Here is a 13,479-nt window from a genome sequence, read left to right on the forward strand (position 1 = left end):
CATAATGATAATCTTTAAAAATGAACCAACTTTAACTAAAATGAAATTTAAGATCCTGATTATTTTTTCGCTGCTGATTTCCTTCCATGCCACTGCCCAACAAAAGTTTAATATCAAAAATTATGGTGCTATCGGCGATGGCAAAACGAATGATGCCAAAGCCATTCAAAAAGCTATAGATGCCTGTTCTGCTGCTGGTGGTGGTCAGGTATTGGTTCCCGCCGGTCATGTTTTCCTTGCTGGCCCCTTCGATCTAAAATCTTTTGTGGATTTAAAAATTGAAGGTGGAGCAAAAATTCTTGCCAGTCCGGATGAGAAATTATATACCAAAAGTGCATTCAGAGAAAATAAAGGAGAAGGAACCATTTGGATAGGAGGCGAAAAACTACAACAAGTGAGTATTACCGGGACCGGAATTTTGGATGGTAATGGTATATCCTTTATGGGAACAGAAATTGAAGACTCCTATGTATTAAAGCCTTTTGAAATCGTAGACCCGAGGCCACATCTGCTCACGCTTACTGATTGTAAAAAGCTAAATATTGATGGCGTTACCTTTCAAAATTCAGCCTACTGGACCGTTCACCTCATTGGTTGTAATGATGTTTCGATCTCTAATATTACCTTATTGAACAGCATCAAAATCAGAAATAGCGATGGAATAGACTTAGATCATAGTAAAAATGTAAGAATCACAAATTGTCACATCGAATCAGGTGATGATTGCATTTGTCTTAAAAACAGGCGTGAGTTTGAGGAATATGGTGCTTGTGAAAATATTGTAATCAGTAACTGCACCATGACTTCCAGTTCTTGTGCCATTAAAATTGGCTCAGAGAATATGGATCGGATCAGTAAGGTTCTGATCAATAACTGCAACATTGTAAACAGTAATCGGGGTGTGGGTATTCAAAACAGAGATGAAGGAACGGTAAGTGACGTTATTTTTTCAAACTTAATTATTGAATCAAGGCTTTTTACAGATGTTTGGTGGGGGAAATCTGAACCCATTTATATTACTGCTTACCCGAGAGCAACTACCAATAACAAAGATGCGGGCTGGCGTTTACCTAAGGGACAAACCAAAGGAAATGTTGGAGCGGTAAGTAATATTTATTTCAGCAATATCCGTTGTACAGGAGAAAGCGGCGTTTACATCAGTGCTGAAAGTCAGGATAAAGTGTCCAATATTCATTTCGACCAGGTGAGTGTGAAGATAAATAAAACCACGAAAGAAACAGGTGGTATTTATGACCGCCGGCCAAGTAATGTGGAAGGTTTGGTGAAAAGTGCAATTGCTGGCTTTTACTTTGAAAATACCGGAAACATCAGTGTGAATAACAGTGAAGTTATTTGGGGACCAAACAAACCATCTTACGCTGGAAAAGCATTGGCGCAGAAAAACGTAAAAAGGATTGTTTTATCAAACTTTCAGGAAAATACAGCTGCTCAATAAACAGATTTGAAGTTTTTCCTATCTCTGATTATCTGGTATTTGCATAATTTAATCATTAAGACCATCCAAAACTCAGCTTTTATTTTTTAAAGCAATTTTGTTGCATTTGTTTGGAATAACCAATTGTGATCTTTATTTTTGATGAGTTTATTAGGTTAATTAGTTGATTAATAGTGGAGGGGTAGTGGTTCACCCCTCCTTATTAAAAAAGCTAGTTTATCCATAGCATTAAATGAGCCAGCTTTTGTCAGTCTTAATCAGTTATTTATTAGGTAGCTAATTATTATGACATAGGAGAACAGATTTCAATCAGAAATCCATTAATATCCTGAACATAAGCTACTGCTTGCCCCCAGGGTTTTATTTTTATTTTTTCCAGTGGAGTTGCGCCCATTTTCACTGCCTGATTAAAAACAATTTCTACATTTTCCGTTGTGAAACCCAGTTCTATGCCAAATGGTTTTTGATTTCTTTTACTTAAGTTAAAGCCATTCGAAAGGTTTGAACTGGCGAGTTGCACATCAGCAAATGAAATAATAGTATCACCACTTAATAATTCGCCATAATTATTTTCGGGGGTAATCAATTTTCTTTTAAAACCGAATGCTTTTTCATAAAACTCAATCGATTCGGATACGTTTTTAACGTAAAGTATTGTGTAGCTAAATTTTACCATAGTTATTTTTATCAAATATACGGCGTGGCCAGTATTTCACTTTGTAAAAAAGCGACAAAATCTATAGTTGTGAAGGAACCGATCCGGTAAATCTTTTGATTTCTTTTGTAAGATGCGCATGATCGTAGTAACCAGATTCGAATGCGAGTTCGGCTAAACACTTGCCTGAAGTATTGTTTTTAATTTTCGAGCTGACAAACTGGTAGCGCACCAGCCTGATAAAGTCTTTTGGACTTACGCCAACTGAATTTTTAAAGTGTCTTTCCAATTGCCTTGGTGTAGTAAAGTGTTTCTTAGCAATATCAGCTACTCTTGATTGGCCATTTTGATTCTGTATATCTTTAATGATGTGGATAATTGAATATTTAGGTGGAGATAATTTATGAAGAAGAAATTGATCAAGATATGCAGTTGTATATTCGTCGATGCGATGAATTACAGGAAGTGCAATATTTTTAAGTTCAATGCTTTGATCTGTAAATTCGTGTAATGAAGAAAGGTTAAAAAAATAAGAAAACGCTCCGGGTTTAAAACGGATACCTAATAGTTTGGCTTTACCTATCGTTTTGTATTCTTTGAAGCGCATCATGGTGCCTATAAGGTAAATGGCTTCACTTTTCATTAATATACGGCCTGCTTCGGTTCGGTATTCATCTTCAATATTAAAAATGATGTCCACGCAGCCATCAGGAAGAATTTTGGTTTGGTTAAGTGTACATTCTGTAATTTCAGAGATCCAATAGGCATCGATATAAGGTTGCAATGCCGGGTGGGGCTGTATTTCTAAATATGCCAATGAAATAAAATTCCTGTTTTTTTATGATTCGACCTCTATACCTTCCTCATACATTTCGTTAATGGCTTCAGCATATTTCTTTTCTACCACGCGGCGTTTCACTTTCATGGTAGGCGTAATTTCACCTTCATCAATATTAAATGGATTACGTTTGATTTTGAAGTTTTTAATCCGTTCAAACTTTGCCAACTCACCGGAGATTTTCTTAATATCAAGTTCCATCCAGTCGATAATTTCCTTCTCACTGATGAAAGCTTCGGGCTGTTCAAAAAAAGTTGGCTTTAGTTTAAATGTTTCTTCCAGTGTTTCCTTGTTGGGAATAATGATTGCCGTAATGAATTCACGTTTATCGCCTATTAAAAATAGCTGATCAATTTTCGGACTTTTTAAATAAATATTTTCAACTGGTGTAGGATAAACGTTTTTTCCATAGGCATTAACAATCATGTTTTTTAGGCGATCGGTAATTTGAAGATTTCCTTTATAAAACCGGCCAATATCTCCGGTATGGAACCACATGTCTTTATCTATAGCTTCGGCAGTTTCTGCAGGTTTATTAAAATAACCTTTCATTACACAGTGGCCCCGAACAATCACTTCTCCCTCTTCACAATCAAATGTTTCATTAAACGTATCATGCGTTTGGATATTGATAATTTCTTTCGTTTCTACATCCTGTATGCCAACTTCAATGCCAGGGATCACACGGCCAACAGTGCCGTAAACCTGACGGTGATATTCGGTAACCGACATAACAGGTGAAGTTTCTGTTAAGCCAAAACCCTCTAAAATTTTAATACCTAAATCGCCAAAAAATTCGCCTACATTTTTAGGCAATGCTGCGCCACCTGAAATCATAAACTTTAAGCGGCCACCGGTTTTCTCCTTGATTTTACTAAAAACCAGTTTTTCTGCAAGGGCTTTTTTCCCGGATAAAATTAAGCCCGGGCTTTTACCTGCTTCTTTGATCACACGGTAGTTTTTTCCTGTCTCTAATGCCCATGTAAATATTTTAGCTTTAGTACCACCTGCTGCAGTTCCGGATTTTATGGCCTTATCATGAATGCGTTCCAATAGTCTGGGCACGCAACTCATCACGGTCGGGCGAACTTCACCCATATTTTTAGCCAGCAATTCTAAACTTTGCGCAAAAGCAATTTTACATCCTTGAGCGCAACATACATGATAGGTAGCCGTACGTTCAAACACATGAGATAGGGGCAGGAAAGAAAGAAAAGTTTCTGTTTGATCGATTACAGGAATCTGCTGCAAGCAAACTTCAACATTCTTAACAAAATTATAATGGGTGAGCATAACTCCTTTAGGCGTGCCGGTTGTACCGGAAGTATAGATGAGTGAGGAAATGTCATCCGGCTCGACCAAATTTCGGCATTGTTCAATCTCTGCTTTTTCAGCGGCGGTAAGCTGGTGCTTAAGTGCAAGAATATCTGAAAATGCAATCACCTCAACATTCACATCTGCCGGGATGGTCACTTTTTCAAAATCTTTAAATACCGGAATGATATATTTTAAGGCTTTGCAGTTCGAAGCTACCTTAAGCACCTTTCGATATAAAAAATTATTCCCCACAAGAATTCCTTTTATTCCTGAATCGTTAATAATATAGGCAACTTCCTGTTCAGAAAGCGTTGGATAAATGGAAACATTAACAACGCCTATTTGCTGAATGCCCTGATCGTAATAAACATATTCTGGCGAATTTTCAATCATCAAACCTAAGCAATCACCTTTTTTGATACCCTTGCTTAAAAAGTATGCAGATACGGCATCAGCGCGTTTGAGGGTATCTTCATATGAAATTTCAACCCATTCAGTTCCCTGTTTGTGGATTAAAAAAGTATCCGCAGGTTTATGAATGTTTTTTACAACATTTCTCAACAGGGTAGGGACTGTTGAAAATTCATTAATTAATGGCATTGCTCGTTATTTGGTGTTCGTTATAATTAACAATAATAATACTTTTAGCTTTAATAATGGCAACAGTATGATAAACCTATTCTAAAATTAAATAAAAAAATGTAAAATTTAAGGCGACTACAAAAAGACCATAAGAAAAAAGGACAGCAGTTTTGTTTAAAAATTAATGGAAATACCTGATTTTAGGTAGATCTATATAGTAGTTTATAGTTGTTTTTAATCTATTTGAGACAGATTATGGCTATTGGCACTACAGTTGCAATTGGGCATTTTAAAAAACTTAGAATTAAAAATTGCATGATGAAAACAACAACAAACTTAACAATGGTAGCCAAGGGATGTGCATTTGCTTTAATAGTAGGTGTAGTGCTGCAATTTGCAGCTTGCTCCAAAAACAAAGATATTAATCCAAGCGATGAAGATATCTTGACTAAGAAAATAGAAGATATTATTCCTCAACAGTATGTAGATAGCTTAACCAAACTGGGTTTTACTATCAATAAGGGTACTACGCCCCCAAATATTGATGGCTCTTACTTATTTAAGCCTTTCACCATAAAAAATAGTAATATACCCAACGACTCCTATACGCCTGGTTATGTACTTATGGATGGCGTAGTTAAATTTTATGAGCAAAGTACTAGCGATTTCAGTATTAAAATGTTGGGCAAAAACTTTATTGGTGCAGCAGATACCAGTGTCGTAACCGCCATTAGCGGAAGTGGAAATAAATTTACCGTTTACGGAAAGGTAAAAGCGTACAGAAATGGTGGTTATAATTTTTACGCTTTTTTAATGTCTGGAGAAAAAGATGGAAGTAATATTAAAAACGGAATTGGTGGCATCATAAACATCGACGATTCTCACAGCGGACCTTTTACCATTGGAGAGGGACAAGGCAGAGTTGCCTTTGATGGCGATTATACTTCTGAACCTACAGATTTTAATAGCAAAACCACTGCGATTATCGAAAGAAACACGATGAGCAGTAAGCCATCCCAACTCAAATAACAAAGAAAGCGGCCTGAAAAATCTCTCAAGCCGCTTTTTTCTTTTTGCTGTTAAATTTATACTGAAAAACTTTCTCCACAACCACAGGTGCGGCTGGCATTGGGATTTACAAAATTAAATCCTTTTCCATTTAAGCCATCAGTGAAATCTAATTCCGTTCCGGCCAGATAAAGGAATGATTTCATATCCAATGCAATTTTGATTCCTCTATCTTCAAAAAACTGATCACCTTTTTGTTCTTCGTTATCGAAATCCAAATTATAAGATAAACCAGAACAACCACCACCTTTTACAGAAACGCGTAAAAAGTAATCAGAACCCATTTCAGAATCCTGCATTAAGTGGTCGATTTTATCTTTTGCTTTATCGGTTATCGTAATCATAATGATATAGATTTGAGATATGAGATATGAGATTTGAGATTTGAGACTTGTGAAGTCATACTCACATCTCAAATCTGAATTCTCACATCTATTTTAATGGTGTGATTTTTCTAAAACAATTGCCTCTAAGCCATTTTTTACACGGTAATCGTTAATGGCCGATTTAATTGCATCTTCTGCTAATACAGAGCAGTGAATTTTTACCGGAGGTAAAGCCAATTCTTCAACAATATCCATGTTGTCGATAGATAAAGCCTCATCAATGGTTTTACCTTTTAACCATTCTGTTGCCAGAGATGAAGATGCGATAGCAGAACCACAACCAAATGTTTTAAATTTAGCGTCAGTGATAACATTATCTTCACTTACTTCAATCTGCAAACGCATTACGTCGCCACACTCAGGTGCGCCAACTAATCCTGTTCCGACAAATTTACTGTCTTTATTTAGTGTACCTACGTTACGTGGGTTATTGTAATGGTCAATTACTTTTTCTGAATATGCCATGATATTTTAGATTTTAGATTTACGATTTTAGATTGCCCTTCCACCGTAAATTATTAAATTTTTTATTTTATTGGATTGTAGCTTTCAAATCGCAATTCGTCAATCTACAATCGTAAACTGATTTAGTGTTCCGCCCATTCAATTTTACTCAAATCGATTCCTTCTTTAAACATTTCCCAAAGTGGAGAAAGTTCTCTTAAGTGATTTACCGCTTTTTCAGTAACTGCAATGGCCTGATCTATTTCTTCTTCAGTGGTAAAGCGTCCTAATCCGTAACGGATAGAAGAGTGTGCTAAATCATCTGATAAACCTAAGCTCTTTAATACATACGATGGTTCTAAAGAAGCAGATGTACAGGCTGAGCCTGATGATACCGCTAAATCGCTCATGGCCATCATTAAGCCTTCACCTTCCACATATTTGAAAGAAATATTAGCCACATGTGGTAAACGGTGTTGTGTATTACCATTCACATAACTTTCTTCCATTTTATTTAAAGTCGACTCTAAACGATCACGCATGCCAGATAAACGAATGGCTTCGCTTTCCATTTCCAAGCGGCAAAGTTCACAGGCTTTACCTAAACCCACAATACCTGGAACATTTAAGGTACCGGAACGCATGCCACGCTCATGACCACCGCCGTCCATTTGTGAAGTTACTTTAACTCTTGGGTTTTTTCTACGAACGTAAAGTGCACCAACGCCTTTCGGACCATACATTTTATGCGCAGAAAAAGCCATTAAATCTATTCCATCTGCATTTACATCAACCGGAATTTTACCTACCGCTTGAGTCGCATCAGTCATGAATAATGCACCAAACTTATGTGCAATAGCAGAAATTTCTTTAACCGGCTGAATAACGCCAATTTCATTATTTCCATACATGATCGAAACTAAAATAGTTTCAGGAGTCATCGCTGCTTCCAATTCAGCTAAGTCGATTAAACCATCTTCTTTAACGCCTAAATAAGTTACCCTTGCACCGTTTTTCTCCAGGTGCTTACAGGTATCCAATACGGCTTTATGTTCAGTAACCGCAGTAATGATGTGGTTACCTTTTTCTTTATACATTTCGAACACACCTTTAATCGCCAGGTTATCGGCTTCAGTAGCGCCTGATGTAAAAATGACTTCTTTTTCAGTACAGCCGATTAATTTGGCTACCTGCTCACGAGCATAATCTACTCCTTCTTCAGCCACCCAACCAAAAGCGTGATTACGGCTTGCGGCATTTCCAAATTTCTCAGTAAAGTAAGGTAGCATCGCTTCCAACACTCTTGGATCTAAAGGTGTTGTGGCGTTATTATCTAAATATATCGGCTGTTTCATCTCTATTCTGTTAATTATAATACAAAGATACAAAAAAACTTTCCTAAGAATTATAAATAATAGCTATGAGGTTATAGAGAAAAGCCGCATTTTTACATTCAACCAACCTTTGTAAACGATGAATAAGATAGAACATATCGGAATAGCGGTAAATAACCTTTCTAGGTCCGTTCCACTCTATGAGTTACTGTTGAATACTTCCTGCTATAAAACGGAAATAGTTGATTCAGAGCAGGTGAAAACCGCATTTTTTAAAACCGGAGAGAATAAAGTAGAACTACTTGAGGCAACAGATGATAATAGTGCAATTGCCAGATTTCTGGAGAAAAAAGGAGAAGGAATTCATCATATTGCTTTCGCAGTAGATAATATTCTGGAAGAGATGGAAAGGTTAAAATCCTTAGGTTTTGTACTTCTAAACGATGTTCCGAAAAAAGGTGCGGATAATAAAATGGTCTGCTTTATTCATCCAAAAAGTACCAATGGCGTTTTGATCGAGCTTTGCCAGGAAATTAAATGGGTGTAGTGGGTAAGGAGTGAGGGGGTAAAGATAAAGGAACAAAGATTAAGGAGCAAAGAGAACTAATGACTATCGGTTAGAAAGAAAGACAATAAACAGTTAGCTAAAACAACAATCAACTAATACGAAAAAACGATCAAAAAAAATGTCTATTCTTAAAATCATCAGCAAAGATTTTGATATCGAAGAGCGTTTATCTGAAGAGGAATTGCGCAATGTGCTGATTGATGCATTCGCTTACCTGATCGATAACGATTTTCCAAAACTGATTCAAATCCTTTATAAAGCAGATGTAGATCAGTATAAATTAAAAGAATTGCTGGAAACGGTTGAAGGTTCAAGTGCTGCAGAGGTAATAGCGGACACCTACATGGCGAGGCAAAAAGCCAAGGTAGAAACCTGGGAAAAATATAGCCGAAAGAATTAGCTTAAGTATTACTCCTGTACAGGATTAAACCGGTTGTACATATCCATATCAAAAAATGAAACGGAATTGATTTTATCCGCTTTAAGTACGAGATCAGTTTTCAGTTCATTGGTGTTGGCAACAGAACCATCTTCAATATAACTGGCGTAAACGGTTAAATACTGAGTGGTAAAAACGAGTTCTTTATCATTGTTTCTGTAACCGCTAAAGGCGGGCGTAATGCGGATATAACTGGTAGTAAAGGGTTTTGGTAACTCTTTCACCCAGCCAATATAAAATTTACCACTATCCATCGTAAATTGTAAAAGGTGTGCATCAAAAAAGGATGAACTCAATAAAAGTTCAAATTCATTGCCTGAGGTAAATATGGCCTTTTTGATCGCGTCAAGCCGGTTAATAAACAGGTTGGCAAACTCAGTTGCACCTACCGCAACAAACAATGACATACTGGTGGTACCAAAATATGGTGTACGAATGGGTAATAATGTGCTTAAATAAGCAACTGTTTCAGGAAATATTGCGATGAATAGTGTTCGTAACAGAAAACACACAGCTAATAGCATGATGCCGGCAATAGCAGAATTTAGTAATACACGCTGACTCTCAAGCCGGTATTGGATATAACGGAGGTATCTAAACCTGATTAGAATATAGTAGCCACCCACAAGCGGAAACAAAAGCAGGTTAAAAGGCATCTACAGGTTATTTCTTATTTTTATCTTTTTCTATTTTTTTAAAAATACTGGATTCCATTAATGCGCCAACCATTTCTTTAATGCGTGGCTGTGCAAAAAAATCAGGACTTTTAATATAAAGCTTCCCACTACTATTTGAGTGGATAATGCCATCAAATGCGCCGTCTTTTCTCATATTTCAAATTTAGTTATATTTTTTAAATATTGGATAAACAATTTTGAATTCAAAAAAGTTTAAGTTTGTAGCCTGATGAGTTAATAGTTAAGGAGTTGGCATTGCTTCTATCAAAGATAATTATCGTGTTCTCTGTAAGGGATGGGCCTATAAATTAAAATTCTCAATTTTGGCTTGTAAATCAAAAATAAAATTAGGATATTTGCATCCTCTAAAATAGAAGTAGAAAGATTAATAGAAATTGTCATAAGCGTTGTTGCCAGCAAATTGCAAAAATGTTCTTGATGCTTTCACACAAATAACTTAAAATAATATTCAAATGAAACCATCGAAGCATTAGCGAGATAGCTTCATCACAATTAAAAGAAAATTAAAAAACACGATGAAAAAAGATTTGCACCCAACAAGCTACAGACCAGTTGTTTTTAAAGACATGTCTAACGAATATGCTTTCTTAACAAAATCTTGCGTAGATACTAAAGAAACAATTAAATGGGAAGATGGTAACGAGTATCCTCTTTATAAATTAGAGATTTCTCATACTTCACACCCTTTCTATACCGGTAAAATGAAATTGGTTGATACAGCAGGACGTATCGATAAATTCAAAAACCGTTACGCTAAGAAATAATTTTAGCAACAAAAAGCATTTTTTGAAGTCCCTTTGCCAAAAGCATCGGGACTTTTTTTATTTTTGCTGCTTATGACAATCAATTTATTTGATGATGCCAGCTGGATGTCTTTACGTCCGCTAACCTTTACCCGGCCCGTGGCCGATTTGCGCATTGGTATTTTAACCATTGCCGAAAAATGGGGAAAGTACCTGAAAGCCGATTATGGTTTTATCACTCAAAACTATTTAACTGCAAAATTTGCTTCGGTTGAAGCTTCTTTATATATCAATGGTGCCTTATGTCCGGATGAAGATTTACTTCAATCTATAGCAGCACTTAAAAACGGTGAGATCCTTTTAGCTGGTGATATCGTTCTTGCTTTTAATTCCAGTGATGTCTTCACTTATCAGCAGGCCCGACATCAGTTAAAACCTATCGAATTTAATTCGAAATTTTTAAAAATGACCTATCCGGAACAGATTTTTTCAAATAATCCAACGGAGATCAGAAAAGACTTTGAGTTGTTAACTAAAGGACGGAGTTCAGCGGCAATCAGCAGTACCAATCAATTAATAGGCCATGATATCTTTTTAGAAGAAGGGGCGAAAGTTGAATGCAGTGTGCTGAATACCACTTATGGCCCGATTTACATGGGCAAGAATGCTGAAATCTGGGAAGGAAGCCTTATCCGCGGTTCTTTTGCACTTTGTGAAAATTCATCCATCAAAATGGGCGCGAAGATCTATTCAGGAACAACGATCGGCCCCAATAGCCGTGCTGGTGGTGAAATTAATAATTCAGTGATTTGGGGAAACTCGGCAAAAGGCCATGAGGGCTATTTAGGTAATTCTGTATTGGGCGAATGGTGCAATATCGGTGCTGATACCAATAACTCCAACCTCAAAAATAATTACGCAGAAGTGAAACTTTATGATTATGAAAGCCAATCTATGCGAAATACACAGCTTCAATTTTGCGGTTTGATCATGGCTGATCATTCCAAGAGTGGCATCAACACCATGTTTAATACAGGAACCGTAGTTGGCGTAAGTGCCAATGTTTTCGGAGCCGGCCTTCCTCCAAATCATATCCCTGATTTTAGCTGGGGTGGCGGAAATTGCTTCGAATCTTATAAATTAGAAAAAATGTTCGAAACTGCAGAAAAAGTGTTTGCAAGGAAATCTTTGCCCTTTGGTAGCATAGAAAAAGATATTTTAACGAGAGTTTTTGAATTAACATCCGCTCATAGAAACTATTAATATTAATATGATCTTTTTAATGGGATCTTCAAACCAATAAATTAAATACAATGAGAAAACAAATAGTAGCCGGTAACTGGAAAATGAATTTAGACTATAATGAAGGTGTTTCGTTATTTAGTGAAATTGTAAATATGGTTAAAGATGAGCGCAAAGGCGATCAAATTGCTATTATTTGCTCACCTTTTATTCATTTAAACAGCCTGGTAAAGTTGGGTGGAAATGATGTTAAAGTTGGGGCTCAAAATATCAGTGATAAGGAAAATGGTGCTTATACCGGCGAAACATCCGCTAAGATGGTAAAGTCTGTTGGGGCAGAATATGTTATTTTAGGTCACTCAGAGCGCAGGCAGTATTTTGCAGAAAGTGATGCTTTACTGGCTGAAAAAACTAAGGTGGCTTTAGCCAATGGCTTAACACCAATTTTCTGTATCGGCGAAACTTTAGATGAACGTAACAACGGAAGTTATTATGAAGTATTGAAAAAGCAATTAGTTGAAGGTATATTTAGTTTAAGCGATACTGATTTCGCTAAAATTGTTATTGCTTATGAACCGGTTTGGGCCATTGGTACAGGTTTAACCGCTTCACCAGAACAAGCACAGGATATTCATGCATTTATCCGTTCAGAAATTGAAGCCAACTATGGTTTTAACACCGCAGATGATACGACCATTCTTTACGGAGGAAGTTGCAACCCGGGGAATGCTGCAAGTTTATTTTCACAAAAGGATATCGATGGTGGTTTGATAGGTGGTGCATCTTTGAAATCACGCGATTTTACAGACATTATTAAAGCATTAAACAGCTAGATGCAATATATAAAAGCAATATTTAAATTCAATAGTATTGAAGAATTTCAGCAAGATCTACTCATCAGTGATCTTGCTGATTTAGGTTTTGATACTTTCGAAGACAGTGAGGGTGGTTTTACGGCCTTCGTCATTAAAGATAACTTCAACGAGCAAGAATTAAAAGATTTGCTTGGCGGGTATGCTGACGATTTTGCGACCACATACATTTTAGAAGATGTGGCAGATGAGAATTGGAATGCCGAATGGGAAAAAAACTTCAGTCCGCTGATTATTGATGACGTTTGTTATGTGCGGGCAACTTTTCATGAGCCGAAACCATCCTATCCGTATGAGATAATCATTGATCCGAAAATGGCTTTTGGAACTGGTCACCATCAAACCACAACCATGATGATACAGTATATTTTATCTGCCGATCTGCTCGACAAAAATATTCTTGATATGGGTTGTGGTACAGGAATTTTAGCTATCCTGGCAGGTAAGCTTGGTGTTAAAAGTTTAATGGCCATTGATTACGATGATATTTGCTATGAAAGCACCATAGAAAACGCTACTTTGAATAACGTCATCAACTTAAAAGCACTTTGCGGCAGTAAAGAAGTGATTCCGGATGAAACATATGATGTCATTTTTGCAAATATCAACAGAAATATTTTGCTTGATCAGATCCATCGTTATGCAGAAGTATTGAAAGCTGAAGGAAAAATTTTCTTTAGTGGCTTTTACCTGGAACCCGACTTAAGCATGATTACCGCTGAATGTGCCAAGTATGGCATTAAATATCTTGATCACAAACAAAATGGCGATTGGGTTGCGGCTCAGTTTGAAAAGAAATAATGATTGAATTTTTGAATGAGTGATTGATAGAATGTT

The 13,479-nt window shown here is 36.6% G+C and carries 16 protein-coding genes; 8 read left to right on the top strand and 8 right to left on the bottom strand.

The genetic code is table 11. The annotated features are described in order from the left end of the window. Window positions 1–40: 40 nt before the first annotated feature. The gene (locus OQX64_RS03315; protein WP_265817621.1) at window positions 41–1,456 is read left to right on the top strand and encodes a glycoside hydrolase family 28 protein; all 1,416 of its coding nucleotides are present in this window, start codon (window positions 41–43) and stop codon (window positions 1,454–1,456) included. Window positions 1,457–1,739: 283 nt separating this feature from the next. On the opposite strand, the gene OQX64_RS03320 is transcribed toward OQX64_RS03315, so the two are convergent. From OQX64_RS03320 to OQX64_RS03330, 3 genes are all read right to left on the bottom strand, one after another. Continuing rightward, window positions 1,740–2,132, bottom strand: a complete 393-nt coding sequence (locus OQX64_RS03320; protein WP_265817622.1) for a VOC family protein — start codon at window positions 2,130–2,132, stop codon at window positions 1,740–1,742. A gap of 61 nt (window positions 2,133–2,193) precedes the next feature. After that, window positions 2,194–2,928 carry a helix-turn-helix domain-containing protein gene (locus OQX64_RS03325; protein WP_265817623.1) on the bottom strand — a complete coding sequence of 245 codons (735 nt, stop codon included), beginning with the start codon at window positions 2,926–2,928 and terminating at the stop codon, window positions 2,194–2,196. A gap of 21 nt (window positions 2,929–2,949) precedes the next feature. Then, window positions 2,950–4,866 (bottom strand): AMP-dependent synthetase/ligase, encoded by a 1,917-nt coding sequence (locus OQX64_RS03330; protein WP_265817624.1) that lies wholly within the window; start codon window positions 4,864–4,866, stop codon window positions 2,950–2,952. 297 nt (window positions 4,867–5,163) lie between these two features. Between OQX64_RS03330 and OQX64_RS03335 the strand changes: the two genes are divergently transcribed. Beyond that, complete coding sequence (locus OQX64_RS03335) at window positions 5,164–5,877, top strand: hypothetical protein (protein ID WP_265817625.1); 714 nt, start codon at window positions 5,164–5,166, stop codon at window positions 5,875–5,877. A 56-nt stretch (window positions 5,878–5,933) separates the two neighbouring features. On the opposite strand, the gene OQX64_RS03340 is transcribed toward OQX64_RS03335, so the two are convergent. The 3 genes from OQX64_RS03340 to OQX64_RS03350 all read right to left on the bottom strand — a co-directional run bounded on the left by OQX64_RS03340 (window position 5,934) and on the right by OQX64_RS03350 (window position 8,101). Continuing rightward, window positions 5,934–6,260, bottom strand: a complete 327-nt coding sequence (locus tag OQX64_RS03340) for a HesB/IscA family protein (RefSeq protein ID WP_088300521.1) — start codon at window positions 6,258–6,260, stop codon at window positions 5,934–5,936. 93 nt (window positions 6,261–6,353) lie between these two features. Next, complete coding sequence (iscU, locus tag OQX64_RS03345) at window positions 6,354–6,767, bottom strand: Fe-S cluster assembly scaffold IscU (protein ID WP_010602054.1); 414 nt, start codon at window positions 6,765–6,767, stop codon at window positions 6,354–6,356. 122 nt (window positions 6,768–6,889) lie between these two features. After that, complete coding sequence (locus tag OQX64_RS03350) at window positions 6,890–8,101, bottom strand: IscS subfamily cysteine desulfurase (protein WP_088300520.1); 1,212 nt, start codon at window positions 8,099–8,101, stop codon at window positions 6,890–6,892. Between the two features lie 118 nt (window positions 8,102–8,219). On the opposite strand from OQX64_RS03350, the gene mce reads away from it, so the two are divergent. Both mce and OQX64_RS03360 read left to right on the top strand, forming a co-directional pair. Further along, window positions 8,220–8,627 (top strand): methylmalonyl-CoA epimerase, encoded by a 408-nt coding sequence (mce, locus tag OQX64_RS03355; protein WP_265817626.1) that lies wholly within the window; start codon window positions 8,220–8,222, stop codon window positions 8,625–8,627. 139 nt (window positions 8,628–8,766) lie between these two features. Next, the gene (locus tag OQX64_RS03360) at window positions 8,767–9,048 is read left to right on the top strand and encodes a hypothetical protein (protein ID WP_088300518.1); all 282 of its coding nucleotides are present in this window, start codon (window positions 8,767–8,769) and stop codon (window positions 9,046–9,048) included. Window positions 9,049–9,056: 8 nt separating this feature from the next. Here the strand turns inward: OQX64_RS03360 and OQX64_RS03365 are convergent, their stop codons facing one another. Together OQX64_RS03365 and OQX64_RS03370 are read right to left on the bottom strand one after the other, a co-directional pair. Then, window positions 9,057–9,743, bottom strand: coding sequence for a hypothetical protein (locus tag OQX64_RS03365; RefSeq protein ID WP_088300517.1), 687 nt, complete (start codon window positions 9,741–9,743; stop codon window positions 9,057–9,059). 7 nt (window positions 9,744–9,750) lie between these two features. Further along, complete coding sequence (locus OQX64_RS03370; RefSeq protein WP_172406462.1) at window positions 9,751–9,918, bottom strand: hypothetical protein; 168 nt, start codon at window positions 9,916–9,918, stop codon at window positions 9,751–9,753. A gap of 382 nt (window positions 9,919–10,300) precedes the next feature. On the opposite strand from OQX64_RS03370, the gene OQX64_RS03375 reads away from it, so the two are divergent. From OQX64_RS03375 to prmA, 4 genes are all read left to right on the top strand, one after another. Further along, complete coding sequence (locus tag OQX64_RS03375) at window positions 10,301–10,549, top strand: type B 50S ribosomal protein L31 (RefSeq protein ID WP_025142617.1); 249 nt, start codon at window positions 10,301–10,303, stop codon at window positions 10,547–10,549. Between the two features lie 72 nt (window positions 10,550–10,621). Further along, window positions 10,622–11,791 carry a GlmU family protein gene (locus OQX64_RS03380; RefSeq protein WP_265817627.1) on the top strand — a complete coding sequence of 390 codons (1,170 nt, stop codon included), beginning with the start codon at window positions 10,622–10,624 and terminating at the stop codon, window positions 11,789–11,791. Between the two features lie 50 nt (window positions 11,792–11,841). Continuing rightward, window positions 11,842–12,603 carry a triose-phosphate isomerase gene (gene tpiA / locus OQX64_RS03385; RefSeq protein ID WP_265817628.1) on the top strand — a complete coding sequence of 254 codons (762 nt, stop codon included), beginning with the start codon at window positions 11,842–11,844 and terminating at the stop codon, window positions 12,601–12,603. Beyond that, the gene (gene prmA, locus OQX64_RS03390) at window positions 12,604–13,443 is read left to right on the top strand and encodes a 50S ribosomal protein L11 methyltransferase (RefSeq protein ID WP_265817629.1); all 840 of its coding nucleotides are present in this window, start codon (window positions 12,604–12,606) and stop codon (window positions 13,441–13,443) included. Window positions 13,444–13,479 lie beyond the last annotated feature (36 nt).

Origin of the sequence: Pedobacter sp. GR22-10, from assembly GCF_026239715.1 — a bacterium.
In the GTDB taxonomy this organism is placed as follows: Bacteria; Bacteroidota; Bacteroidia; order Sphingobacteriales; family Sphingobacteriaceae; genus Pedobacter.

Bases quoted from the DNA above. Each gene is read 5' to 3' on its own strand.
- OQX64_RS03375 (WP_025142617.1), top strand. From the start codon at position 10,301: ATGAAAAAAGATTTGCACCCAACAAGCTACAGACCAGTTGTTTTTAAA.
- mce (WP_265817626.1), top strand. From the start codon at position 8,220: ATGAATAAGATAGAACATATCGGAATAGCGGTAAATAACCTTTCTAGG.
- OQX64_RS03335 (WP_265817625.1), top strand. From the start codon at position 5,164: ATGATGAAAACAACAACAAACTTAACAATGGTAGCCAAGGGATGTGCA.
- OQX64_RS03360 (WP_088300518.1), top strand. From the start codon at position 8,767: ATGTCTATTCTTAAAATCATCAGCAAAGATTTTGATATCGAAGAGCGT.
- OQX64_RS03365 (WP_088300517.1), bottom strand. From the start codon at position 9,743: ATGCCTTTTAACCTGCTTTTGTTTCCGCTTGTGGGTGGCTACTATATT.
- OQX64_RS03315 (WP_265817621.1), top strand. From the start codon at position 41: ATGAAATTTAAGATCCTGATTATTTTTTCGCTGCTGATTTCCTTCCAT.
- OQX64_RS03320 (WP_265817622.1), bottom strand. From the start codon at position 2,132: ATGGTAAAATTTAGCTACACAATACTTTACGTTAAAAACGTATCCGAA.
- prmA (WP_265817629.1), top strand. From the start codon at position 12,604: ATGCAATATATAAAAGCAATATTTAAATTCAATAGTATTGAAGAATTT.
- OQX64_RS03350 (WP_088300520.1), bottom strand. From the start codon at position 8,101: ATGAAACAGCCGATATATTTAGATAATAACGCCACAACACCTTTAGAT.
- OQX64_RS03370 (WP_172406462.1), bottom strand. From the start codon at position 9,918: ATGAGAAAAGACGGCGCATTTGATGGCATTATCCACTCAAATAGTAGT.
- tpiA (WP_265817628.1), top strand. From the start codon at position 11,842: ATGAGAAAACAAATAGTAGCCGGTAACTGGAAAATGAATTTAGACTAT.
- iscU (WP_010602054.1), bottom strand. From the start codon at position 6,767: ATGGCATATTCAGAAAAAGTAATTGACCATTACAATAACCCACGTAAC.
- OQX64_RS03340 (WP_088300521.1), bottom strand. From the start codon at position 6,260: ATGATTACGATAACCGATAAAGCAAAAGATAAAATCGACCACTTAATG.
- OQX64_RS03330 (WP_265817624.1), bottom strand. From the start codon at position 4,866: ATGCCATTAATTAATGAATTTTCAACAGTCCCTACCCTGTTGAGAAAT.
- OQX64_RS03380 (WP_265817627.1), top strand. From the start codon at position 10,622: ATGACAATCAATTTATTTGATGATGCCAGCTGGATGTCTTTACGTCCG.